This is a genomic window from Thiomicrospira cyclica ALM1 (assembly GCF_000214825.1).
GTDB classification, from domain to species: Bacteria; Pseudomonadota; Gammaproteobacteria; order Thiomicrospirales; family Thiomicrospiraceae; genus Thiomicrospira; species Thiomicrospira cyclica.
Genome location: NC_015581.1, coordinates 327962 through 354942 on the forward strand (window position 1 = coordinate 327962; position 26981 = coordinate 354942).

Genomic DNA, 26981 nt, shown 5'->3' on the forward strand with positions numbered 1-26981 from the left:
TACACCCTAAGTGCGGGCGCCAACAACAGCTCGACAACTTTCTCGGGCGCTATTTCAGGGGCTGGTGTATTTGAGAAAGTCGGCACCGGTATTCTGACGCTGACCGGCACCAATACCTATACCGGCGGCACGATCAATACCGCTGGTGTGCTCAAAGGTGACACGCTCGCGATTCAGGGTGACATCACCAACAACGCCATCACACGTTTCATTATTGCCGATGGCAATTCAGAGACCTATGCCGGCACTATGAGTGGCTCAGGCGTGCTTGATAAGACGGGCACGGGTACCTTGACCCTGTCGTCCAACAATGATCACACCGGTGGCGTGACGATTAATGCGGGTAAATTGATTGTCACGGTTGATGGTGCTTTGGGTAACTCAACCGGCAAAACGCTCGCAAGCGGCACGTTTGTTAAGAGCGGCACCACGCTTGAACTCGATGGTGTGAACTACACCCAGGGCGAGCCATTAACGATGCAGGGCGGCACACTGATTTCAGTAGGCGCGAGCACTTGGACGGGCCTCTTGGCGTTTGGTGCTGGCACCGATTCAACCGTGACACTGGCAACGGCTTCTGACCTGTTGACGGTCAGCGGCGTGGTCTCGGGTACTGGCAACTTCACCAAGACCGGCAGCGGCGAGCTATCGCTGACAAATAACAACACGCATACGGGTGGTGTCACGATTGAAGCCGGTGAGGTTCGTTTAACAGGCAACAACCAGTCGACTTCCTACCAGATTGATGCTGGCACGATCCTCAACTACGAGGTAGCCTCAGGGCAAACGCTCAATGCCTACACCACCACTTATACCGGTGAAGGTACGTTACTGAAGACCGGTGAAGGCACGCTTAATTGGAATGGTACGGGCACTGGTGTAGGTACCTTTGCCTTGTCTGCAGGCGCTGTGATTGATGTCCAGGCTGGTACTTTGCAGACTGGCGCTGGCAGCAATGAAGTGTTCACCAACAACCTAGCAGATCTCATCATTGCTGAAGATGCGGTATTTGAGAACCGTGGCAGTAACGTACGTGTGAACAAACTCAGCGGCGAAGGTGTATTACGCAGTGGCTCAGGTGCGCAAGGCACAGTGACGGTTGGTGTGAATAACGGCAGCAGCACCTTTGCGGGTGAACTGCAAGATAATACAGCGGCAAGCGGCAAGCTGAACCTAACATCGATTGGCACCGGCACGCTGACATTGACGAATTTGTCGACCTACACCGGTGACTTGTATGTGCGCGGTGGTACGGTGACGGTCACAAGCACGGGTTCGATCTCGGGTATTCGCCGTCTGGATGTGTCAGGTGCTGGCGCAACACTTGATATTTCTGGTTTTGTTCAAACAGGTGCAGGCGGTGACTTCGGTGTGGGTTTCGGTGTCGCAGGTACTGCTGAGGTCATTGTGCGCACGGATGGCACCCTGTCGATTGGCAATTTAAACGCAGATAATAGGGCTGATACGTTCATTGGCGGCACTCACGAAGGCGGTACGGTCGGCACTGGTTTGCTGACTGTCGATGGCGGAACCGTAACCGTTGGTGTCGCTGGAGTTAATACTAGTCCTAGTTATCGTCTTATGTTGAACCGGTTGGGTGGCGATGCAACAGCGTCGACCATCAGGATTACGAATGGCGGCGTTCTTGAGACGGCGCGCCAAATTATTAATGGAACGTCGGGTGCAGCAGCAGCGATCGTATTTGACGACGGGACGCTGCGCGCAACAGCTGATCTGACAGTTTGGGATAACAATTCTCTAACATTGTCTCTTCTAAACGGCGGCGGCACAATCGATACCAATGGGTTTAATGCAGCTATCCGTGCGCTTATCACAGGTACGGGTGACCTGACCAAGATGGGCAGCGGCAAGCTCACGATTGAGGGCTTCCATCCTTGGACAGGCAATACCATCATTGATGAGGGCACGTTGGAACTCAAGTCCACGGGCACTGATGGAACCATTAACTCATTTGGCGGTTACGGCACGTCCACCGCTGCGGGCGCGGGTAGCCTGATCGAAATCAACAACGGCTCGACGTTACTGATCACCGGCAATCGCATCGATTTCAATGGTGCAACCTTCCGGTTTGATGCGAATGGTGGTGGCACGCTCACTAATTCGTCACTGAATTTTGTCAACCGCAACACCACCTATGAAAGCACGGGTGGTGCACAAAACGTGATTAGCCAGGTTAATCCATCGGGTGGGTCCGCGCTCTTCAATCTCGGCGGTGGCACGATCACGTTTGATGTTGCTGATGGCGACGATGCGGTGGATCTTCTCGTCTCGGCGGTTCTGTCAAACCCTGCCCCGATCGTTAAAACTGGCGCTGGCGTCATGAGCTTGACCGCCGTCAACACCTTCACTGGCGGCATGACGGTTGATGCCGGTACCCTCAGTGTCGATGGCACGCAAAAAGAGAAGTTGGCCAATCACGTTAATAACACCATCGTCGTCAATGATGGCGGCACGTTTGTGTTCGGTGGCTCGGATATCTATGGTCGACACGACGTTGCGGTGCTGCCAACAATCACCATTAACGCCGGCGGCACGATCACCAATACAGAGGGCAGCTGGAACCGCCTCGGTAATCTCGTGATCAATGGTGGCCAGCTCACCTCGGTGAACGGTATTTCTGATAACGACAACCTGGTCTGGGCGTTGGCGGGAACGGTGACGGTGACTGGCGCAGGCTCAGTGATTGATGGCACAGGAACGATTGCGCTCGGTTCCAATCAAGCGGTGGGTACCGTATTTGATATTGACCAGTCAGCAGACCTGACGATCGATGCCAAATTAATGAATGCACTTGGCACATCCAATTGGCGCCATCGCCAAACGGCCGGTATCACCCAGCAGGGCGACGGACTGTTGACCCTCACAGGTGCCAACATCTACACCGGCAACACCACAATCTTAGGCGGTGTCTTGTCAGTCGCTGACATCAAAGACGGTGCTGCAAGTAACGTCGGCTCAGGCTCTGGCAGCACAGGCTTTATCGGTATTGAGGGTGGTACTTTGCGTTACACCGGCACGAGTGCACAAGAAACTAATCGTTTCTTGTGGTTCGATGCGTCTGGTCAAGCCGCTACCATCGAAATTGAGAATGCTGCGGCGATGCTACATTTCAACAGCAACGGCGGTACCCGCAATCAGGATCTGACTAAGATCGGTGCCGGTACGCTGCGTATCGACGGTGCACTGAGCGGTGACAGTGCCGTGACCACCGAAGCAGGCCTGTTGATCCTGAACGGTGCGAACACCAACACGGGCGCTTGGAACATTAACAACGATAGCCGCTTGCAGATTGGCGTCGGCGCAGCGGCTGGTACATTGGGTAACGGTGGCACTGTCACCATTGCTGAGAACGCTGAAGTGGATGTGTTCCGTAACGACACTGCTTTGACAATCAATAACCCGATTGCGGGTGATGGCACCTTGCGTGTGCGCGGCACAGGTACGGCTGGACAAAGCTCCTACCGCATCACTAGCGCAGGTACCTTCTCGGGTCAAACCATCATCGAAGAGGCCCGCCTGATTCAAGAAGATCCGCTGTCACTGGGCACCTCGAATATCCAAGTTCAGGCTGGCGGCACGCTGCAACTGAACATGGGTGGTGAAACGATTAATAACACCCTGACGCTTAACAGCCTGGGCTGGAGCCTTGATGGTTCGACACAGCTCGGGGCCTTGGAATTCGCCAGCACAACGGCTGACACCTACGCCGGTGCCATCACTCTGGCTTCGGATACCCGCATCGGCGCTTCACAAGACGGCACGATCTCGGGTGCGATTGGTCAGACGGGCGGTGCGTTTGGCTTCACCCAAGTGGGTGCCAACACCCTGATCTTGACCGGCACCAACACCTATTCCGGCAAGACCGCGATTGATACCGGTACCTTGCAGTTGGGTGCGGGCGGCACAGTGGGCAGCCTGGCATCAAATAGCAATGCCGACTTTGTGAACAACGGCACCTTCATCATCAACCGCAGCGACTCGGTGACGATCTTCCAGAACATCAGTGGTGCGGGTAACTTGATCCAGCAGGGCGAGGGTACGACGACCCTGACCGGCACCAATACCCACACGGGTATCACCACCATTAATGACGGCACCTTGGTGGCGGGTTCTGCAGAGGCTTTGACCAACGCTCGGGTCGAAATTGCAAATGCCGAAAACGCCACACTGCAGTTGATTAGTTTTGATAGCATCATTGATCGCTTAAGCGGCGGTGGCAGCACAGGTGGTACGGTGAATCTCGGATCGCGCACCTTGCGTGTCGGTCGTGATGATGAAAGCACCACCTTCGCCGGTGTCATCGAGGGTAACGGCGACCTGATCAAGCAGGGCACGGGCACCTTCACCCTATCGGGCGATAACACCTTCAGTGGTGGCACCACGGTTGAAGCGGGTGTGTTGCAAGCCGGTGTTTCCAGCACGGAGAGCCCAAGCTTTACCGATGGACCATTCGGTGTGGGGCGCGTGACTGTTGAGAGCGGAGCAGGCCTGGATCTGAATGGCTTGACGGTTGCCAACAACCTGACCTTGGCTGGTACCGGTCACAACGATTCTGGCGCCTTGTTTAACTCGGCCGCGGGCACGGCTACCGTGAACGGCAACATCGAGCTGTCCGATAACGTGACGGTACGCAATGTTGGCGCCTTGGTGATCAACAGCACAATCAACCAAGCTACCGGTGCTGCGAACTCAGCACTGACCTTCGCGAATACCGGTTTGGTGACGCTGTCCGGCATCGTCGGCGGCTCAAGCCCAATTGCAAGCCTGCATACCGATGACGCCAGCGTGATTGACGCCAATATCACCACCGCAGGTACGCAAACATTCGCTGGTGCGGTGACCTTGGGCTCCTCGGTGACACTGGCTACGACCAACGCCGCGGTGCATTTCCAGAACACGTTGAATTCTGAAGCAACAGAAGGTTATAACCTGACGATTAACGCCGGTTCGGGTGACGTGACCTTTGACGGTATCGTCGGTGGTGCAACCGATGGTGAGTTGGGTGATTTGACCGTGAATAGCGACGGTCAGACCTGGTTTAAGTCGGCAGTGACGGCGGCGACCATCACCACCGATGTGGGTGGTACGGTTCGGATTGATGGTGGTTCGATGACCACCACCGGCACTCAGAGCTATGGCGAGGCCATGACGCTTGGGGCTAACACGACCTTCTCGGTCACCAACTTCAGTGCAGCCGCCATTAATAACGCGGGCTTTGACCTGACGGTGGAAGAGTTCGGCAACAATGGCTTGATTGCAGCGGCCATTAGCGGTGGCGGTAACTTCATCAAGCAAGGCCCCGGCACGCTGCGTATGGCGGGCGTGAGCACCTACAGCGGTAACACCACTGTGGCAGATGGTATCTTGCAAGCCGGCGCCAACAGCACCTTGGATGGTCATACGCTGACAGGCGGTGCGTTCGGTACCGGCGCTGTTACCATTCAAAGCGATGCCGCGCTGGATCTGGATGGCCGCACCGTCGCCAACACCATCGCCGTTCAGGGGCAGGGTGTTGACCAGTCTGGTATCCGCACTGGTGCGATCTTTAACACCAGCGCCAACTTGGCAACTGTGTCTGGTGCTGTGACGCTTGATGGCAACACGCTGATTCGCAACAACGGTGCACTCACAATTTCCGGCACCATTAATGCCGCTTCCGCAGGCAGCGCTTCGGCACTGACTCTTGGCAACACGGCTACGGGCACAGGCCTGATCACCCTCTCGGGCACCATCGGCGGCACACACGCCATCACCAGCTTGATGGTTGAAGATGACTTGGCCTTGCAGGCCAATGTAACGACGTCTGGCGATCAGACCTATCAAGATACGGTCACTGCTACCAGCACTACGCTAACCGGTGCCGCAATCAACATTGACCAGGCCTGGAGCAGTACTGGTAGTACAACGATTACCAATGCCGGTCTACTGACCGTAGCGGCGGGTGCCAACATCACCGCTGACGGTGGCTTTACTCAAAACGGCGCCGGCCTAATGAACTTGGGTGCGAACATCACCACTGACAATGCCGCTCTGACTATTGGCAGTGCGCTGACATTGTTGGTTGATGCCGATAGCGCCGAACAGACTATTACGTTGTCTAGCGGATCTGGCGCGGGTGCGATTCAATTGGCCAGTGTGACAGGCGCTAATAACAGCCTGACGCTTATTTCTGGTACAGGCACCACCACGGTCTCGGGCGTAGTGTCAGGCATTGATGCGCTGACAGTGCAAGCAACTGGCGCCACCGGTGCGGTGACCTTTGAACAGAATTTGACGGCCACCAGCCTGACCACAGCAGCTGCGGGCTACGCCTTAAGTCTGCTGGGTGATCAGACCACCATCACCGACAACGTCGCATTCACCAACACCGGTGTCTTGACGCTGGGTAACGATAATACGGATACCCTTGTGTTTACTAATGGCGTAACTGCGGCAACGCAAAGCCTTGTGAATGTTCGTGGTACGGTTCGTGGTGAAGGTGCTTCTGAGATAGCTCTGGGTGATGCGACTACGGGTGTTGCGGTATCTGGTGTTACCGTGATCGGCGGTGTGTCAACCGGCAACATTACGGTGTCAGCGTTAACCTTAGCGGATGACGCGAATCTGACCATTGGTGGTAACACGGCGAGCAACATCACTGTGGCCTCGATTGCCGGTACCGCAGACGGTGCGGTGTCGGATGTGACCTTTAACACCGCAGGCACCGTAACGGTGACCGGCAGCGTCGGCACCGATATCGGTACTATCACCTTAACGCGCGGTGAGGGCGTTACTTTTGCAGGTACTTTAGCGGCTAATACGTTGGCGATTGCTAATGATGTGGCACAAGCTGGTAAGACAATTGCGTTTGAAGATGACGTCACGATTGCGACGGGTATGACGGTGGGCACGGGTAGTTACGCCATCAGCTTCACCGGCAGTGACAACACGATTGCTGGCAACACCACCTTTGGCACCAGCGGCACCGTGACTCTGGGTGATCAAGAGACCGACACCATCGAGTTCACCGGTGGCTTGACGGCGACTGCGCCTGCCACAGTGGTGACAGCGGGTACGATTGAAACCAGCAACGCCGCGATGACATTGGGCACAGTTCAAATGTCGGCCGATACCACGCTGAATACGGTCAACTCACCGGGTGCTGACATCACTATTGGTACCTTGACGGGTACTAATAATCTGGTTATTACCGCTGGCACGGGCACCTTGACCTTCCAGGGTGATGTGACGGCAGCTACTGTTAACGCTACGGCTGCCACCATCAACATTGATGGCGGCGACGATGCGGTCGTGACTACGGGCACTCAGCTGTACACCGGTTCGACCGTGTTGGGTAACAACACCACGATGACGGCACAGGCGGCCAACAATGGCGCCTTGTCCTCGATTACTTTCGACGGCATTTTGAATAGCAGTGCCAACAACGCCCGTACCTTGGGCTTGACCGCTAATGCTGTGTTTGAAGGCGCTGTGGGTGGTGCCAACAACGGATCACTGGGTAGCCTGAGCGTGTCGGGTACCAGTGCGATCAACGGTGGCTCGGTCACAACCACGGGCATCCAGACCTACACCGGTGCCGTGACACTGGGCGCGAATACCACGCTGACCAGCACAAACACTGGCAATATTGACTTCCAGAACACGCTCGATGGCGACTATACCTTGGCTGTGAATACGGCCGGTGCCACGATATTTGGTGGCGCAGTGGGTAACACCACCGAATTGGTGTCGATTGTCACCGATGCGGCGGGTACGGTTCAGATCAACGGCGGCATTATTAAGACTTCTGGCGCCGCAGGTATGGTGTTTAACGACGCGGCTACGTTAGGTGCCGATACTACGCTGACTGCACAGAACGCAGGTGCGATCACCTTTGCTGACACGCTAAACGGCGCCTTTGCCCTAACCGCGAATACCGCAGGAATTACCACTTTTGGTGGTGTTGTGGGCGGTGTTTCAGGTAGCGAGTTGGTGTCGATTGTCACCGATGCGGCGGGTACCACTCAGGTTAACGGTGGTGCAATCACCACTTCTGGCGTGGCAGGCATGGTGTTTAACGATGCTGTCACACTGGGTGCTGACACAAGCCTGACTGCAATCGACGGCGCAATTAAGTTCTATCAATCGATTGATTCTGCCACGAGCTTGGCGCGCAATCTTACGCTCGATAGTGGCACGGGCAATATTGATCTTCTAGGACTGATTGGTCAATCGCATCCGCTCGGTATAGTCACGATTGCTGATGCCGCCGATGTGGCAATTACTGGCTTGCGCGCCGCGAGTTTTGAGCAGACAAGTGGTAGCGGTAAAACCACACTCAATGCTGGTTTCTTTACTGGCAAGACAGAAGCGCTTGCAACGACCAGTGCAGCAGGCGTTGTCATCAATAACGAGTCGATTGACGTAAAGCATCAGATTAATACCATAGGTGACGGTGTGGTCACTCTTGAAGCCACCAATGGCAAGCTGATCATTGAGGCCGACGGCGATATCAATGCCGACGGTGCTGTTCAGCTGACCAGTTCTGTGGAAATTATGACGGCTGGCGACATTACGACCAGCGCTGACAAGGTGGCTTTCGCCTCCATCACAACGCTAACCGGAAATGTTGAGATTGATACTGATGTCAATGGCGGTGACATTGAGTTCGATAGCAGCTTGGGTGGAAGAAACGACCTTACATTGACAGCCGGCACCGGCAACATCACATTTGCTTCTCGGGTAGGAGGGGATGGCCCCTACAACATAGTCTTTCGCGCTACAGACCCGTCAACTGAGTTGAGTGTTCAATATGATGATCCCCTGGGAACCATTCTGATCCACAGCGCCAATGAGACGCTTTTTTCCGGAGCAGTGACTGCGGCAAGCCTGATACAGGAGGCAGGCACGTTAACCACTTTGACTGAAGACGTTATCACGGACACATCTGCTGGGGTGAATATTACTGCCACCGATATCAGACTGAAGCTTTTGACTATAAATACCAGCCAGGATAATGGCATTGTTCGGTTCAATGGAGCCACGCGGCTTGATGACGATGTGACTATTACCCGCGGTTCGGGTGCAGTGACCTTTGCAGGCACGCTTGACAGTATTGCCAATTCGAACAACGACGATTCGGTTTTCGCAGCGCTGAGCATCGACGACGATGGCGTCAATCATGATGGCGGCGGTGCAATTAATTTCGAAGGCGCTGTGGGTGCTAAGACGCATGGTCGCCTAGGATTGGTCGAAATTGCTACTGCGACTGATGTGACGGTGTCAGATGGTATCGCGTTTAATGCAGAATCTATTCACCAATTAACGGGTTCAGGTACCACGACCTTCGGCGGTACTGTGAATACAAGTAGTCAAATTGAACCCATCGATCGAAATCCAAACTTTAATGGCATTGAAATAACCACAAAGAATGTCCGATTTAAGCAGGCTGTGACCACCACAGGTGGTGGGTCAGTCACGATAGAAAACTCGGGCAAACTTACCATTGATAACGACGCAAACTTCAGTATCGCGGGTCAGTTTGCGCAGACGGGAGTGTCAACCAATCCTAAACTGCCAAATACAGTCAATCTTGGTGGCAACATCACAACTGTGGATGATGACATAAGTTTTGCTACCGATGTCACGCTCACGCAGGATGTTACACTATCAACCGGTGCGGGCGCCGGCAACATCACGTTCACCGAGACGCTGAATGCCACGACCGCGGGTACCGAGACTCTGGCGCTGACTGCAGGCGAGGGCGACATCACCTTCACCGATGTTGTTGGTGGCGTCGAACGTTTGGGCGCCGTGACCATCAATCAGGTCGCTGGCATCACCATCAGCGAAGCCTTCAGCGCCGCATCCTTGAACCAGCCCAATGCGACGGTAGGCACGGGCACGTTCCTCTTGAACGGCGACCTTGATACTGACGCCGGCGCTATCACCATCAGCAGCGAAATCGTCACGCTGAACGCCAATGTCACGACGACCGCTGGCGACGCCAATGGCTTGGTCACGATCAACGCGGGTGCAGGCGGCTTGGGTCTGGCACTGAACAAGACGATTACGACCACCGCAGCTGATGCGGGCACCACCTCGGGCGCCATCGACATCCACTCTGCGGGTGATGTGGTGTTGACCGGCAATCTGGATACCGCTGGTGCCGATAACGCTTCCGGTAATGGTAGCAGCGGTGGCGATGTCACGATTACCACCACCGGTGCGGCTGGCATCACTGTTGCCGACATCACCACCAGCGGTGGCGACGCGACAGCCGGTAACAATGATGGTGGTGACGCCGGTGAGATCACCCTGACCACTACTACCGGTGTGATCAAGCTGAACAACAGCACGATCACTGCTGCCGGTGGCGCGGGTGATGGCAATGGTGCTGAGGGCGCGGGTGCCAACATCACGTTTGCGGACGCTGTTGAACTGATCAACGGTGCAGCTGCCATCGACACGGGTGCGACCGGCGGCGACATTACCTTTGAAAGCACACTCAACGGTGGCCAGGATCTGAACCTGGCCGCAGGCACTGGCAACATCACCTTCCAGGGTGACGTCGGCGCTGCCCAGAACAATGCCGAAGAGAATATCGGCCGCTTGGGTGTCGTCACCATTGATGATGCTTACGATGTAACCCTTGGGATATCTGGCGAAGAGCATACCTTCAAAGCTGCAGCATTTGAGCAGTTCTTTACAGGCACAGGTACCTTCACTCTCAATGCAGCTTTGGATACGTCGGATGGCCCGGTTTCGATAGACAGTTACAAGGTGCAGCTCAATGCAAGCATTACGAACACCTCGGGTGATGAAAACCTTGGCGAGGTCTTCATTGGGGCCGGTTTGGGTGGCATTACACTGGTGTCGGGCCAAGCAATTACCACCACTGCCAGCACCACCGGAATCGAATCGGGCTGGATTGATATCGATTCAGTGGGCGAGGTTAATCTGTTCGGCGATTTGATCACCACTGGGGCAGTAGGTGGCATCGGCGGATCGGTAACCATCATGGCAGACGGCGACATCACCGTGACCAACATCACGACCGATGGTGGCGCGGCCGCAGATGGCAGCGACAATGCCGGTGCTGATGCTGGGCATATCTTCATTTCTTCAGCAACTGGCGATATTGAACTTCAGGGCAGCCAGATCTCCGCTGTGGGTGGCGCAGGTGATGGCGAGGGTGCCCAGGGCGCGGGTGGCGATATTGATTTTGAAACCCCTGTGTTACTGACCGTAGGGGCTGTGACCATCACCACGGGTTCAAGTGGCGGGGATATCTCTTTTGATGAGACCGTTGCGGGTGAGCAAGATCTAACCATTACCGCAGGCTCGGGCGATGTGACATTGATTGGCGCGGTTGGTGACGATGATGATGGCGGCCGTGTTGGAGACGTCGTTGTTACCAGCGCACGTGACTTGTATTTCGATTCTGCTGTTACTGCGGCCAGCCTGACTCAGACGGCAGGAACGGGCAGGACTGAGCTCGGTGAGGTTGATACCAATGCGGCGACGGGCGTCGATATCACGACTTTGGAGATCTACGTTTGGGGTGATATCACAACCACAGAGGGGGGTGGGGTATCCCTGCAGACAGGGTCTGACGATGACACCGATTACATCCTTCTAGAAGCGGGCATCACCATTAATTCCGATGGGGCGGTGGTGTTGACGTCACATGAGATTATCTCGGGCGCCGATGTGTTTACGTCCTCATCCGATGTCACCTTTGCTGGCGATACATTGCTCACCAATGCAATTGAGATTAATGCGGTTGATATTGATACCGGCTTAGGCGGCACGATTGTATTCACAGGCCTGCTGAATACAGATCCATTGGCGGATGATCCAGCGGATCTCACTCTGACGGCCGGCACGGGCAATATCACCTTTGAGGGTGACGTGGGTGCGGCAGAGAATACCGCCGAAGACAATATCGGTCGCCTCGGCGCGGTAACCATTGCCATAGCAACGGACGTCACGGTTGCAAGTGGTAAGTCGTTCAACGCCGTGAGCTTCGAGCAGCAAGCGGGCACCAGCGCAACCACCTTCGGCGGCACCGTGGATCTGAGTGGTGCATTTGACTTCACCGGCCAGGCGCTGACCTTCAACGCCAGTGGCAACACCGTGGGCGGCACCATGGATGTGACCAACGCAGGTCTATTCACCACCGCTGATGTGGCAGATATCACAGTCACCGGCCAGTTCACGCAAGACGGCACTGGCACCAGCAGCCTCGGCGGCGATCTGACGGCTACCGCTGGCATGAGCTTCAATACCGCCATTGAACTGACGGGTAGCGACGCTGTGGTACTGAGCACCGGCGGCGCGTCCGGCCAGAACATTGTGTTGGGCGCAAACAATACCGCAGCTATCACTGGCGTCGGCCAAGACTTGACCTTGAACGCCGGCGCGGCTGGCAACATCACGGTGCGCGGCGCAGTCGGTGGTGTGGCAGCCAATGCGCTCGGTGCGATTGTCGTGACTAACGCTAATGAGGCCACATTTGAGCAGAGCGTGACCGCAGCAAGCTTCACCCAGTCTGCCGCGAACACGACCACCGGCCTGACCACCTTTGATGGCACTGTGGCTCTGAGTGGCGCCTTTGATTTCACAGGCCGTTCGTTGACGTTGAATGCGGCGAACAACACGGTCGGTGACACGATGACGGTTAATAACACCGGTGTGTTCACCACCGCCGATGTGGCCAACATCACCGTGACCAATGCCTTCCAGCAGTTGGGCGGCGGCACCGTGACCTTGGGTTCGAATCTGCAGAGTACGAGTGCTGGCGTGACCTTTGCCAATGCCGTGACACTCGATAGCACTGGCCTCATTACTGTGACCTCAGGTGGCGCATCGGGTAACAACATCAGCTTCATGAGCACGATTACCAGTGCGGATAACGAGTCACTGACGCTGAACGCTGGTTCGGACGGCAGTATTACGGTGACCGGTGAAGTGGATCTGGGTACAGGTAACCTGACGATCACCAATGCGTCAGCGGTCAACTTCAGTGACCAGATCACCGCAGGCCGCTTCACGCAGTCAGCCGGCACCGTGTCTACCTCGCTCATGGAAGTGGATCTGTCGGATAACTTTGCGTTTACCGGCCAGAACCTGACGATCAATGGTCACATTGACAGCGCTGGTACGGTCACCGTGACCAATGAAGGCACATTTGCAACTTTAGGCGGTCGCTACATCACCGCCGATCAAGGCTTTACTCAGAACGGCGCGGGCACGAGCACCATTGGCGGTAATATCACGACCACCAACAGTGCCATCAGCTTCGCCACCGGCGTGACCCTGGCCTTTGCTGATACGGTTGCGATGTCGACGGGCACAGGCGCCGGCAACATCACCTTCTCCAGCACCTTAAACGGTGGTCCGAACCTCACCCTCACCGCCGGCGAAGGCAACATCACCTTCACCAGCCCAGTTGGGGGTACGACCCCTCTGGGCGCTATCCTGATCAAGAGCGCCAATGAGACCCTGGCCTCGGGCACCATTGAGGCCGAAAGCCTGGTGCAAGAAAGCGGCACGCTGACCACGCTCACGGGCAATGTGACCACCACGGCGGAAGAGGGCGTTGACATCACCGCCACCAACATCCGCTTGGATGGCTTGACCATCGACACCAACACCGGCAACGGTATCGTGCGCTTGAACGGCGCCACACGCCTGGATGACGATGTCATCATCACCCGCGGCACGGGTGCCGTGACCTTTACCGGTACGGTCGACAGTACTGAAGTGCTCAATAACGACGTTTTCTTGTCTGTCTATAGCTTAACCATTGATGGCCAAGGTGGTGGTGCGATCACCTTTATGGATGATGTGGGCACAGGTACCAATGGCACTCTGGGTGCTGTCACCATTACCACAGCGACCGATGTGACGGTGGCAGATAACAAGACATTTAGGGTGCTGAGCTTCGAGCAAAAAGCCGGTTCGGGAATAACCACCTTTGGTGGCTTACTCAGAACCATTGGTGTTATTGATTCGAACGGGTTGACGGGCAATGGCGTAGACATCAATGCCGATACTGTGCGCTTTAAGGCCGGGGTGAAAACCAGTTCTGGTGGTTCAGTTCGCATGAATAATGCAGGGCTATTAACCATTGATAATGATGCGCACTTTGAGCTTGCGGGTGCATTCGCTCAGGTTGGGTCTGGCTCAGTTGTGCTGGGTGGCAACATTGATACCAATCGATCAGACATTAGCTTTGCTCAGGATGTGACTTTGAGTCAGGGCGTGAGATTGACGACGAACGGAGGTTCCTTTGGCGTTGGCCACATTACGTTCTCTAATACTTTGGATGCCACCACTGCAGGCGATCAATCCCTGATCTTGGCCGCCGGCGAGGGTAACATTACCTTCTCGGATGTTGTTGGTGGCGTCGAACGTTTGGGCGCCGTGACCATCAATCAGGTCGCTGGCATCACCATCAGCGAAGCCTTCAGCGCCGCATCCTTGAACCAGCCCAATGCGACGGTAGGCACGGGCACGTTCCTCTTGAACGGCGACCTGGACACCAACGCCGGCGCGATCACGATTAGCAGTGAAATCGTCACGCTGAACGCCAATGTCACGACCACCGCTGGCGGCGCTAATGGTCTGGTGACCATCAACGCGGGTGCAGGCGACAATGACGGTCTTGCGCTGACCTTGGCCAATGGCAAAGCAATCACCACCACGGCAGATGTGGCAGGCACAATTTCAGGCGCCATCGATATCCACTCTGCGGGTGATGTGGTGTTGACCGGCAATCTGGATACCGCTGGTGCCGATAACGCTTCCGGTAATGGTAGCAGCGGTGGCGATGTCACGATTACCACCACCGGTGCGGCTGGCATCACTGTCGCCGACATCACCACCAGCGGTGGCGACGCGACAGCAGACCCAGGCACTGATAACGGTGGTAACGCGGGTGAGATCACACTGACCACCAATACCGGTGTGATCAAGCTGAACAACAGCACCATCAGGGCAGCCGGTGGTGTGCCTGAAGACATGGGTCAGCAAGGTAACGGCGCCAACATCACATTTGCAGACGCCGTTGAACTGATCAACGGTGCGGCCGTCATCGACACGGGCGCAACTGGCGGCAGCATCACCTTCCAGAACACTCTGAACGGTGGCCAGGATCTGACTCTGACCGCTGGCACGGGCAATATCACCTTTGAAGACCTCGTTGGGGGTACGACCCCTCTGGGTGCGGTCACCATTTCCAACGCCCGAAACGTCACTGTGAATGGCCTGCGTGCCGCCAGCTTTGAGCAGACGGCTGGCACGGGCTTGACCACCTTGAAGGCGGGTGATTTCGGTTCAAATAACATCGAAGCCATCGCGACCACGGGTGGTACAGGCGTGCAAATTGAAAACGATGCCATTAGAGTTGAACACGCCATTAACATTACCGATAGCGCCAATACCGCTGTGATGGTTTTAAATGCGCAACAGGGCATACTGAGTATTCTCTCGGACGGCGATATTACCGCTGATGTCGGTGTTCAACTTATTGGTTTGGAAATTCAGACCGCTGGTGACATCACCACCACTGATGCCAATGACGTCACCTTTGTCTCGCCTACCATCTTGACCGGTGCAGTCGACATCGGCACAGGTGCCACAGGCGGCAACATCACTTTCAACAACACGCTGAATGGCGGCGAGAACCTAACGCTCACCGCCGGTACCGGCAACATCACCTTCAACGGCCCTGTTGGGGGTGCGGCCCCTCTGGGTGATATCGAGGTGACCGTTGCTCATAACGTGACCATCAGCGCTGGGCTTAAGGCTGCTTCCTACACGCAGGGCATTGACCAGGCAAATACGTCAGATCCACAGGGCACCTTCAAGCTGCTGGGTGATATGACCACGAGCGCAGGCCGCATTTGGATTAGCACCGGTGCATTGGATCTGCAAGCTAACGTGAGGACTAAAGCGGGTAGCTCGTCCAGCGATGAAATTTCAGACATGGCTGGCTTGGTCGTATTGGAGGCAGCTGTGGGCGGTGTAACCTTGTTGGAAGGCAAGTCGATCACCACAACCGCCGAAGACAATGATCGAAATTCGGCAGCAATCATTATCGCTGCGGCAGGTGCCGTGAACCTGGAAGGTGATTTAATTACCACGGGTGCTACGGGTGGCGCAGGTGAGTTCGTCCTCATCGCTTCGCAAGATTCAATAAGTATTGCCAACATCACAACCAGCGGCGGTGCAGGCAACGGTCAAGAAGCTATCGGCGCTTCCGCGGGCAGCATTACCGTCGCAGTTCTTGACGCGGATGAAGATGCAGATCCTGCAGGTGTAATCACCCTGAACGGTAGCACCCTGACCGCCGCGGGCGGCGCAGGCACAGGCGAGGCGGCGCAGGGTGACGGTGGTGACATCATATTCTTGAGTGGCGTGACGCTGGAAGATGGCCCAGTGACCATCAATACCGGCGCCACTGATGGTGACATTGAATTTGCTAGCACGCTTGATGGCGCTCAGGATCTGACCCTCACCGCCGGCACCGGTGACATCACTTTCACCGGCGAAGTCGGGGGTACGACCCCTCTGGGTGATATTGAGGTGACTGTTGTTAATGACGTCACCATCACGGCTGGACTTGAAGCGGCCTCTTATACGCAAGCCTTTAACCCTTCAGGTTTGGAAGATCTTCAGGGCACCTTCAAACTGGAGGGTGATATGACCACAAACACCGGGGCGATTCGAATTCTCACGGGTGGGCTGGTTCTTGAAGCTAATCTGACGACCTTGGCTGGCAGCACGGATGAGGATGATCTTGAGGATCAAGCAGGCGCAGTGCTGCTTGGTGCTTTCGTTGAGGGAGTTAGTTTGTCCAGCGGCAAGTCGATCACCACCACTGCTGATGGAACTGCAGGCGTGAATTCTGGTGCGATCTTGATCGAATCTCAGGGTGCTGTGGAGCTCTCAGGAGATCTGATTAGCACTGGTACAAGTGGGGGTGCCGGTGGGTATGTTGAGGTTGCATCTGGCCAATCGATCGATATCGCTAACATTACTACCAGTGGCGGAGCTGGCAACGGTCAAGAAGCTATCGGGGCTTCCGCGGGCAGCATTACTCTCGCAGTTTTTGACGCGGATGGAGATGCAGATCCAACAGGTGTCATCACCCTGAATGCTAGCACCCTAACTGCAGTGGGCGGTGCAGGCACTGGCAATGGAGCGCAGGGCAACGGTGGAGACATCTCATTCTTGAGTGGTGTGATGCTGGAAGAAGGCCCCGTAGTCATCAACACCGGCGCCACTGATGGCGACATTGAATTTGAGAGCACACTCGATGGCGACGAAAATCTGACCCTCACCGCCGGCACGGGCGATATCACCTTCGAAGGCATTGTTGGGGGTACGACCCCTCTGGATGCCGTCACCATTAACAGCACACAAGATGTCACCGTCGCTGATGGCATGGCCTTCAATGCGTTGAGCATCGAGCAGGTTGCGGGCACTGGCGCCACCACCTTCGGCGGCACCGTGAGCAGCACCGGCCAGATCGGCGGTGACCCAGAAAACGCCAATGGCATCGACATTACCACCGGTGCGGTGCAGTTCAAGCAAGCTGTCACCACGACCAACGATGGTGCGGTTCGCATTAACAACGCGGGTACATTGACCATCGATAACGATGCGCACTTCACCCTGGATGGCGCCTTTGCCCAAGTGGGTGCGGGATCGGTGAGCTTGGGTGGCGATATCACCACCACCAACGATTTGATCAGCTTTGCTGAGGCCGTAACGCTGACTCAAGGCGTCACCCTGAACACCGATACCGGTGCGGGTAACATCACCTTCAGCGAAACCCTGGACGCCACTGCTGCTGGTGCTCAAGCCCTGACCTTAACCGCCGGCACCGGCAACCTCACCTTCACCGGTGCCGTTGGGGGTACGACCCCTCTGGGCGCAGTCACCATCAACCAGGTGGCTGGCACGACGATTTCGAGTGATTTCAGTGCGGCGTCCTTCTCGCAGATTGTTCGCGGCACCGGTACTTTCGTGCTTGAGGGCGATCTTGACACCAATGTGGGTGAGGTCAGAATTAACAGCCAGACTGTGACGCTTAATGCTGATATCACCACCACGGCAGGCAAAACGGGCGCTAACGATCTGGGTCGGGTGCTGATCTACTCAGGCACCGGCGGCATCGAGTTGGCTGAGAATCAGACCATCCGCACCACAGCCGCGATTGCTGGACGCACCTCTGGCTCTGTGGAGATCGCTGGTACAGGCGACATCAACTTGATCGGTGATGTCGTGACAACCGGCTCCGCGGGCAGCCAAGGCGGCTCTGTGTTGATCGATGCCTCGGGTAACGCCCGCACGCTGACCGTCGCCAACATCACCACCAGTGGTGGCGCCGCAGCCACAAGCAGTGGCAGCAATGGTGGCAATGCAGGCACCATTACGCTGAGCACCAACCCATCAACGGGACTGATTCGCCTGAACAACAGCACGATTACCGCTGCGGGCGGCCTCGGTGATGGCAACGGCGTGCTGGGTGCTGGTGCCACCATCGATATTCAAACCCGCGCTGAGCTGATTAACGGTGCGGCCAGCATCAGCACCGGCGCTACGGGCGGTCATATTATCTTCGGTGACACCTTGAACGGTGGCCAAGACCTGACCCTGACCGCGGGCGCAGGCAACATGACTTTCAGTGCTGCCGTAGGCACCGCGACTGACAACGGTGTCAACATCGGCCGTCTCGGCGATATCACCGTGGTCAGCGCTGAAGACGTCACCGCCACCGCCATGACCGCAGGCAGCTTTACCCAGAGCGCCGGCACCGGCACCACCACCTTCAACGGTGTGACAGACTTTACCGGTGCCATGACCTTCACGGGTCAGAATCTGACGGTGAACCAAGCCTTGCGCGCTGAAGACGGCATGACCGTGACCAACGCGGGCACCTTCACCACCGCAGCAGCAGGCAATATCACCGCCGATGAAGGCTTCACCCAAAACGGTGCGGGCACGAGCAGCTTGGCCGGTGATATCACCACCAACAACAGCAACATCACCTTCGCTCGGGCCATCACCCTGACCGGTGATCTGCTGATGACCACCCATACCAGCAGCGGCGATATTCGCTTCGCCGATGCCATCAATGGCGCCCATAACCTGACCTTGCGCGCTGGAACAGGCAGTGTGGTGTTCCAGAGCAATACGACGACTGGCACGACGGTAACGGCGCACGTGGGTCAAAGCACTGCACTGGCCTCGCTCGACATTTCAGCCTTTAGCATCAGCCTGCGCGATGTGAAGACCACTGGTCTCCAGCGTTACACCGCAAACGGCGGGATCACCACCAACAGCACCTACATCACCGATGGCTCGAATGTCGTCTTTATGGGTACTGTGCTGGCTAACTCGGCGCTGGTGATTGATACCCGCAACACCACGAATTCAAACCTTAGCGCTGGCGATGTGACCTTCCATGGCACCGTCAACTCCAGTGACAATGATGCCAATACACTGACCGTGACCGCCCGCGACGTTGAGTTCTTGGGCGCAGTGGGCACCAGTACGGATAGCCGCCTCGGCAAGGTCGAGATCGATAACGCGGGTCTCTTGACCATCGCCAACGGCGCGAACTTCAACTTGACGGATGCATTCGAGCAAGTGGGCGCGGGCTCTGTCAGCCTCGGTGGCAACATCGACACCGGAAACGCCGGTATCAGCTTCGCTCAGGGTGTGACCTTGACGCAGGGCGTGACGCTGAACACCAACACCGCAGGCGGCAACATCACCTTCAGCAACACCCTGGATTCCGCCGCTACCACAGCGCACACGCTAGGCCTTGATGCTGGCACCGGCAACATCACCTTCACCAACCTCGTTGGGGGTACGACCCCTCTGGGTGCCGTGACCATCGATAGCGCCCACAGCGTCACGGTTAATGGCCTGCGTGCCGCCAGCTTTGCACAGACGGATGGCACGGGCTTGACCACTTTGAACGCTGGCACCTTCGGTTTGAATGACACCGAAGCTATGGCCACGACCGCCAGCGCCGGCGTGGTGATCAACAACGAAGCCATCACGGTCAACCACGCCATCAACACCACCGGCGAAGGTGTGGTGACTCTGGAAGCGACCGACGGCATACTGACCATTGCTGCTTTGGGCGACATCACCGCCGATGGCAATGTCGAGTTGACCGCCTCGGCCGGCATCGAAACCGCCGGTGACATCACCACCACCGATGCCAATGACGTCACCTTCGCCTCGGCCACCACGCTGACCGGCAATATTGAAATCGATACGGGTGCTGATGCCGGCACGGTCACCTTCAACAGCACGCTGGATTCAGAGTCGGGTGACGCCAACACCCTGGAAATCACCGCCGGCACCGGCAACATCGACTTCGAAGGCATCGTTGGGGGTACGACCCCTCTGGGTGCAGTGACCATCAACTCGGTCGCCACTTTGACCGCTGATCATGCCTTTAACGCAGCTAGCTTCACTCAAGGTGCCGGCTCGGTCTTGACGCAGTTCGACGGTACTGTGACTTTGGGCGGCAACTTTGACTTTGAAGGCACAGCGCTGACCTTCAACGCCGCTGGCAACACCATCGGTGGCACTATGGATGTGACCAACTCAGGCGTGTTCACCACGGCTGACGTGGCAGACATCACCGTCACCGGCCAGTTCACGCAAAATGGCAGCGGTCACAGCACCATTGGCGCTAACCTCACCAGCACCAGCGCCGGTATAGCGTTTGGCACCAATGTCACGCTTAAGAGCAGTGATTTGATCACCATTCAGACGGGCGGCACTGCCGGTGATGACTTCACCGTGGGTGGCACATTAAAGAGTGCGACTTCCGGATCGGCACCGCATCTGCGGCTTGATTCGGGTTCAGCCGGCGACATTCGTATCACCGGTGAAGTGAACCTGGGCGTTGGTCAGTTAACGATCGCTGATGCCAATATTGTGTTGTTCAGTGACCAAGTCCGGATGCGGAACTTTACGCAGCTGGCTGGCACGAGCTCAACCACATTTGGCGATCAGTTGGGCGTCACCCAAGACTTCACCTTCATTGGGCAGGATCTCACCATCAGTGAGCCGGCGAACTTTGTGACAGGAACAATGACGGTGACGAACGCCGGCACTTTCCGCACCGCCGATGAAGCTGACCTCACCGTGGGTGGCACCTTCTTGCAAAACGGCCTCGGCAATAGTGTGTTGGGCTCGGATTTGGTGAGTTCCAACGCCTCTGTGACGTTTGAGAAGAATGTCTTAATCGACAGCTCAGTAGTGGTCACTCTCCGTTCTGGCAAGGGTGCAAATGATGACATCACCATTCTGGGCACGCTCAGCAGCGCCCATCACGAGTCCGTGACACTCGACGCGGGCGAGTCCGGCGATATCGATATCCGTGGTGTGGTCAATCTGGGCACAGGTGCGCTCACCGTCACTGATGCCGCCGTGGTTGACTTCGCACAAGCGGTGACAGCCGGTAGCTTCACGCAGTCCGATGGCACCACATCGACCACTTTCAATGGTCCCGTGACTCTGGGTGGCGCTTTTGCCTTCACCGGTGAAGCCCTGACCCTGAACGCAGCTCTGAGCAGCGGCACGGTTACAGTGACCAACGAAGGCACCTTCACCACAGCCGCCGCAGGCAACATCACCGCAACCGGCGCCTTCACCCAAAACGGCAACGGCACAAACAGCCTGGGCGGCGACATTACGACCACGAACAACGACATCAGCTTTGCAACGGCTGTGACGCTGACCGGTCCCGTCGCCCTGACCACCAACACCGGTGCCGGCGACATCAACTTCACCAGCACCCTGAACGGTGGCGAAAACCTGACGCTAACGGCAGGCGAGGGCGACATCACCTTCACCGGCGAAGTGGGGGGTACGACCCCATTGGGCAACGTCACCTTGTTCCAGGCCGGTAATGTGACCATCAACGATACCTTCAAAGCAGCCCGCTTCACGCAGGGTAGCAATGTGGCTGGCACGGGCACCTTCACACTCTATGGCGATCTGGAAACCAACGCCGGCGCGATCACCATCAGCAGCCACACGGTTGACTTGAACGCCAACGTGACGACCACCGCGGGCGGTAGCAATGGCCAGGTGGCAATCACAGCCGGAGCCGGTGGCGTTGATCTGGCCACTGGTCAGGCTATCGCTACCACGGCCACCGCAGCTGGCACGGCGTCGGGCCAGATCTTCATTGACTCTGATGGCGTCATTAACCTCACGGGTAACCTCGACACCACGGGTTCTGAGAATGCCGCAGGCGCTGGTGGTGCCGGTGGTTCGGTGGCGATCAGAGCTTTGGTCGGCAATGCTGCGATCACCGTGTCTGACATCACCACCAGCGGTGGCGCATCGACGCAAACCGGTGGCATGGGCGGCAATGCTGGCGGCATCACCCTGCAAACCAACACTGGCGTGATCACTCTGGATGCCAGCACGATTACTGCTGCCGGTGGCGCGGGTGATACCCAAGGCAACGGCGCCAACATCACGTTTGATGACGCCATTGAATTGACCACCGCGGCAAGCTCGATTTCTACCGGCGCGACCGGCGGGAACATTCGCTTTAACAGCACGGTTGAAGGCGCGCAGGCGCTAACCCTGACCGCTGGCACGGGCAGCGTGACCTTGATCGGTATTGCTGGGGACACAGCGACCAGCAGCGATCGCCTGGCCAGCCTAACGGTGAACAGCGCTTCAGTGGCCAATCTGAACAATGTCTTCACGACGGGTGTACAGAGCATCACGGCTGATGCGATCACGCTCACCGGCACGGCCTACAGCGCAGGTACAAGCACGATCACGCTGACCGGTCCAGTCATCCTTGAGCAGAACACCGACATCACCGCCTCGAGCGTGACCTTTGCGCAAGCGCTCGACAGCAAAGACGATGGCGCGACACCGACCGCAGCATCTCTTGAGCGCACGCTCGATATCACCGGCAATGCCGTATTTGGCGACGCGGTGGGCAGCACCTTCGAGCTGGGCAGCCTGACCGTCTCAGGTACCAGTGCCATTAATGGTGGCTCTGTGAGTACCATTGGCAGCCAGACCTACAGCGACGCTGTCACCTTGGGTGCAATCACCACCCTCAATGTGACTGAGCTGGATGCGCAAGCCATTGACCTGGACAGCTTTGACCTGACAGTCAATGAAAGCGGCACGGGCACTGATCAAGGTCTTATCGCTGGCATCATCAGCGGCACCGGCAACCTGACCATGGCCGGCGCGGGTGAGCTGACCTTGAGTGGCACAAACACCTTTACCGGTAGCACCACGATTACCAACGGTGTGTTGTCGATCTCAAGCGATGCCAACCTGGGTTCCGCCCCGAGCAGCGCCGCGCCCAATCAGCTGGTCATTAATGGCGGCACACTGCTGGCCACCGACAGCTTCACGCTGGCTGCCAACCGTGGCGTGAGCTTGGGTAGCAACCACGGCACCATCAACGTGGCTGATACCAAAGTCGTGACGTACGCCGGTGTAATGGCCGGTGCCGGTAACTTGAGCAAGATTGGTGATGGTGAGTTGATCCTCTCGGGTGCCAACACCTACGATGGCACCACCACAGTGACCACCGGCACGCTGCGCATTGGTGATGGTGGTAGCACAGGTACGCTGGGACAGGGTGTGGTGACCAACAACGCAGCATTGATCTTTGATCATGACACCGATATCAGCGCGGCCAACAACGTGTTCGGCTCAGGCGCGATTACCAAACTTGGCAACAACACCCTGACCCTGACAGGCGAAGTCGATTACACCGGCAGCATCACCATCACTGATGGCGCGCTGATCCTCGAGAATGACGTCACCCCGCAGGGCACACCAGACTTCTTGGGCGCCGGCACCTTGACGATTCGTCCGGATTCAGACGACTTCAACACCGACATGACCATCAGTGGCTGGTCGTTTGCCAGCACGCTGACGGGCCTGACGATTGGCAAGCCGAGCATGGCCGACGGCACGGGCGACAGAACCGTCACCCTGGCCGATCCCATTGAGATCAGCGGTGCCGTCACGGTTTATGCCGGCGATATCAACGTCAATGCCGACCTGGGATCGTCAGGCGCCGGTGATGCGATCACACTGAAAGCCTCGGGCAATATTGCCACGGCCAACAGCCGCGCCATCACGACCAACAATGGCGACATCATCTTCTGGGCGGATGCCGATGCTTCGGGCGCAGGCGGTATCTCACTGGGTAGCAACATCACGCTTAACACTGCCAATGGTTCGACGGCCAGCGGTTTGACTGGCGGCGGCAAGATTGTTCTGGCTGGTGGCGCTGACTCGGATGCTGATGGCCTGCCCGATGGTTACGCCACCAGCGCCAGTGCGCCGGGTGTACGCATCCAAGACGGTGCTGTGATCCGCAGTGGCGGTGGCGACATCATTATCCGCGGTAAGAGCACCAACGAAGACAGCGATTGGGATGCTGTCGGCCTTCGCCAGGAAGGCAACCTGGTGATGGATTCCGGCACTGGCCGAATCACATTGGCAGGTGAAAGCGACAAGGCCTACGGTATTGAACTGCAAGCAGGTAATGGGGCTTGGAGCGATGGCAGTGGAACGCTTTCCATCCAATCCGCAGCTACCAGCGGCACGGCGATCGCCATCACCGGCTCAGGTTACGGCAGCTACGGCGTGCTGCTGAACTACGGCCGTGATAAGACCCTAGCGGCGACCGGTGGCGGTGATCTGTTCATTCAGGGCACGAGCACCAACGATACTTATGTGGGTGAGTACGCTTCGGGTGACCCGACTCGTTGGGGCGTGTTCCTGGGCGACAACACCAGTCTGTTGGCAACGGCAGGCACCATCACCGTGGATGGTGGCATCGAAGGCGTCCGCACGCGCACCAACATCACACTGGGTCAGAAGGCGGGCAGTGCGGTCACAGAAAGCACCGCCGATGTTGTCTTCATTGGCGATGAATTGCAGATCGACGGCACGCCAGGCACCACCGTCGATACGGCCGGCACCCTGACCTTGAAGCCATTTAGCGATGACTTCGCCAGTGACTTCGATTTGGTGCTTGAAAACTGGATTTTGGCCAACCAGCTGACCGGTCTGACGATTGGTAAGACCACGACCGCTGATGGCACCGGTGACCGCAACATTACGATCAGTAACCCGGTGGATATCAGCGGCGCAGTCACGATCTACGGTGGCAACATCACCGTGGGCGACACCCTAAGCACCGCACGCGCTGAAGACATGGATATCCGCCTGATTGCCTCGGGTGACATCGCCGTTAATCGAGATACAGCAATCAGCACCGATGGCGGCAACGTGGTGTTCTGGGCCGATCGCGATGGCAACGATAAGGGCGGCGTATTGCTCGATCGCGATTCCAGCGTGACCACAGACGGCGGCCACATCTGGATCGGTGGTGGTGCAGGCGCCGACACCTGGAACTCATTGGCGGTGGGTGATTCCTATGCCGCGAACTTAGCGAAATCTGCAAGCGGTCTGAGCGTGACCTACGCGGGTATCAATGCGGTCAAGGCCACCCTGGATGCCGGAAGTGGTGATGTGTTCTTGTCGGGCAAGAGCTTCCAGACCGATTATCGCTTCGGTATTGGCACGCGTTTAACGGGTGGCACCAGCATTGACGGTGGCAACATCACCATCGTCGGTGTCGGTTCTGCGAATACGAATACTGGCGGCGATACCAATCGCGGTAACTGGGGTGTTGGTATTGAGGGCACCACCATCACGGCCGCAGGCAACGTGGTGATTGAAGGCACCGGTGGCGGGCAGGATGCTGGCAATTCGACAAATGGTGGTGGCGCCAACCACGGCATCCTGATGAATGGTAGCTCGAGGATTGAGGCGACTGGAAATGGTCAAATCACCCTGACCGGCACCGGTGGCGGCAATACGGCAATCACCGCCAACAATGACAATGATGGCCTGCGCCTGGCCGGCACAATTCAATCCAACACTGGCGACATCGTGCTTGAGGGCATCAAGGGCCTTCACAGCGATTCGAAGGGTATCTCTTCCAGTGCTGCGCTGACTTCAACCAGCGGCAATATTCGCGTGATCCTCGGTGCCGACACTTCGGGCGTGATCTCCGGCGTGATCTCCACCTCAGGCGCGTTGACCAAGCAGGGCACGGGTGATCTGACCTTGTCCGGTGCCAACATCTACAGCGGTGGCACCACCATTGAGGCCGGCATCCTCAGAGCCAATGCGGCCACCGCGGGCGCTCCGGGTAGCATCACCAGCAGTGCGTTCGGCACAGGCAATGTAGTGGTGCAAGATGGCACCGCCGTCGATCTCAACGGCCGCACGATTGCCAACACCCTGACCGTGTTGGGCGATGGCTTTGACAACAACGGCACGGATACCGGCGCTATCTTCAACGGCAGTGGCACAGCAGCGACCGTCTCGGGTGCCATCACACTGGCCGGCCATACGCTGATCCAAACCAATGGCGAGCTGACGATTAGCGGCACCATTGATGCCCAGTCACAAGGCAGTGCCTCTGAACTGACCATTGGCAATGCCGGCGGCAGTGGCCTGATCACCCTCGAGGGCAACATCGGTATTGGCGAGGACATCACCAGCCTCTTGGTGACTGACGCAGTGGCAATAGCAGCCGACATTAAGACCAGCGGCAGCCAGACGTTTAATGACGCGGTGACCCTGGGCGCGGCTGTTGAGCTCGAGAGCGTTACGGGCAATGTTGCCTTTGACAGCACCGTGAACGCCGATGGCAGCGCACGCAACCTGACGGTCAATGCCGATGATGTGACGTTTGGTGGTACTGTGGGTGTGGGTGATGCGCTGGGTGATGTCACCATCGTGAACACTGGCGCGCTCACCATCGCCAACGGTGCGCACTTCAACCTGGCCGGTGCGTTTGATCAATCTGGCGGTGGCACCGTGGCTCTGGGTGGCAACATCACCACCGCCAATGCCGCGATTGA

The 26981-nt window shown here is 57.1% G+C and carries 1 protein-coding gene (cut by both window edges); it reads left to right on the top strand.

Every position in this 26981-nt window falls within one protein-coding gene, locus THICY_RS01480, for a YDG domain-containing protein, read on the top strand. The gene is 87609 nt long; 38139 of those nucleotides lie to the left of the window and 22489 to its right, leaving coding positions 38140-65120 in view — codons 12714 (complete) to 21707 (partial); the first codon wholly inside the window starts at position 1. Both the start codon and the stop codon lie outside the window.